General features: G+C 55.4%; 1 tRNA gene and 2 rRNA genes (1 of these 3 cut by a window edge). All 3 read left to right on the top strand.

Annotated features, from left to right (window positions below):
* Positions 1-2040: ribosomal RNA gene (locus KB874_RS22660) — 23S ribosomal RNA — on the top strand (it extends 1445 nt beyond the left edge of the window).
* Positions 2041-2257: 217 nt separating this feature from the next.
* Positions 2258-2372: ribosomal RNA gene (gene rrf / locus KB874_RS22655) — 5S ribosomal RNA — on the top strand.
* Between the two features lie 48 nt (positions 2373-2420).
* Positions 2421-2497, top strand: a tRNA-Met gene (locus tag KB874_RS22650).
* Positions 2498-2500: the final 3 nt, after the last annotated feature.

Here is a 2500-nt window from a genome sequence, read left to right as displayed (position 1 = left end):
GTGCCTAGGGGTGAAAGGCCAATCAAACTCGGAGATAGCTGGTTCTCCGCGAAATCTATTTAGGTAGAGCGTCATCCGAATACCCCGGGGGGTAGAGCACTGGATGGGTAATGGGGCCCCACAGGCTTACTGATCCTAACCAAACTCCGAATACCCGGGAGTACTAGATGGCAGACACACTGCGGATGCTAACGTCCGTAGTGAAGAGGGAAACAACCCTGACCTCCAGCTAAGGCCCCCAATTCATGGCTAAGTGGGAAAGCAGGTGGGACGACCAAAACAACCAGGAGGTTGGCTTAGAAGCAGCCATCCTTTAAAGATAGCGTAACAGCTCACTGGTCTAATCAAGTTGTCCTGCGGCGAAGATGTAACGGGGCTCAAGCCATGAGCCGAAGCTGAGGATGCCGTAAGGCATGGTAGCGGAGCGTAGTGTGACATAGTCTCTTGTCTCCTTAGTGGGTTCGCCCACCTTGGAGACGCGAGGCTTTCTGTGAAGCCGGCCTGTGAGGGATCCGGTGGAGAGATCACTAGCGAGAATGATGACATGAGTAGCGACAAACAGGGTGAGAGACCCTGTCGCCGAAAGTCCAAGGGTTCCTGCTTAAAGCTAATCTGAGCAGGGTAAGCCGACCCCTAAGGCGAGGCCGAAAGGCGTAGTCGATGGGAACCAGGTTAATATTCCTGGGCCAGGAGGATTGTGACGGATCGTGACTGTTGTTCACCCTTATCGGATTGGGTGGGCCGCTGATCGGTTCCTGGAAATAGCACCTCCATTAGATCGTACCCTAAACCGACACAGGTGGACTGGTAGAGAATACCAAGGCGCTTGAGAGAACGATGTTGAAGGAACTCGGCAAAATACCTCCGTAAGTTCGCGAGAAGGAGGCCCGGGTTCAAGGCAACTTGGATCCGGGGGCACAAACCAGGGGGTGGCGACTGTTTACTAAAAACACAGGGCTCTGCGAAGTCGCAAGACGACGTATAGGGTCTGACGCCTGCCCGGTGCCTGAAGGTTAAAAGGAGGGGTGCAAGCTCTGAATTGAAGCCCAGGTAAACGGCGGCCGTAACTATAACGGTCCTAAGGTAGCGAAATTCCTTGTCGGGTAAGTTCCGACCTGCACGAATGGCGTAACGACTTCCCCGCTGTCTCCAACATCGACTCAGCGAAATTGAATTGCCTGTCAAGATGCAGGCTTCCCGCGGTTAGACGGAAAGACCCCGTGCACCTTCACTACAGCTTCGCACTGGCTTCAGACACAACATGTGCAGGATAGGTGGTAGGCTTTGAAGCAGGGACGCCAGTCCCTGTGGAGCCTCCCTTGAGATACCACCCTTGTTTTGTTTGAAGTCTAACCGCGGTCCGTTATCCGGATCCGGGACCCTGCGTGGTGGGTAGTTTGACTGGGGCGGTCGCCTCCTAAAGCGTAACGGAGGCGCGCGAAGGTTGGCTCAGAGCGGTCGGAAATCGCTCGTTGAGTGCAATGGCATAAGCCAGCCTGACTGCAAGACTGACAAGTCGAGCAGAGACGAAAGTCGGCCATAGTGATCCGGTGGTCCCAAGTGGGAGGGCCATCGCTCAACGGATAAAAGGTACGCCGGGGATAACAGGCTGATACTGCCCAAGAGTCCATATCGACGGCAGTGTTTGGCACCTCGATGTCGGCTCATCTCATCCTGGGGCTGGAGCAGGTCCCAAGGGTATGGCTGTTCGCCATTTAAAGAGGTACGTGAGCTGGGTTTAGAACGTCGTGAGACAGTTCGGTCCCTATCTGCCGTGGGTGTAGGATACTTGAGAGGAGTTGCCCCTAGTACGAGAGGACCGGGGTGAACGATCCACTGGTGGACCAGTTGTCATGCCAATGGCAGTGCTGGGTAGCTATGATCGGACAGGATAACCGCTGAAGGCATCTAAGCGGGAAGCCCCCCTCAAAACAAGGTATCCCTGAGGGCCGTGGAAGACCACCACGTCGATAGGCCGGAGATGTAAGCGCAGCAATGCGTTCAGTTGACCGGTACTAATGGCCCGATAGGCTTGATTTGATCCAGTAAAAGGCAGGTTCTGCCCGCAAAGCCGCGCTCAAGTAGCAACGCGGTAGCGCACTGAAATGATCAAAAGCATACACACCAATCAGTACGGCTTGGACAACAAACGAATTACACAGCGCCCAGCATGGCAAGGGTGCCGGAACGCGTTGTCGGCTTCGCCGAAACGCTGCCTCCGGCCCGCCGCGCTGCGCGCGTCGTGGTTTTTATCCGGTTTGGTGGTCATAGCGCGAGCAAAACACCCGGTCCCATTCCGAACCCGGCCGTTAAGTGCCGCCGCGCCAATGGTACTGCGTCTCAAGACGTGGGAGAGTAGGTCACCGCCAAACCTGACAAAAACCACACCTGTATCTCTCTTCTCGATCTCCAATCTCTGTCGCGGGGTGGAGCAGCCCGGTAGCTCGTCAGGCTCATAACCTGAAGGTCGTAGGTTCAAATCCTACCCCCGCAACCAAAA

This window comes from Thetidibacter halocola, from assembly GCF_018224955.1.
Classification (GTDB): Bacteria; Pseudomonadota; Alphaproteobacteria; order Rhodobacterales; family Rhodobacteraceae; genus Thetidibacter; species Thetidibacter halocola.
Note: the sequence above shows the minus strand (reverse complement) of the source record. Positions and strands in the feature narration are given on the sequence as shown.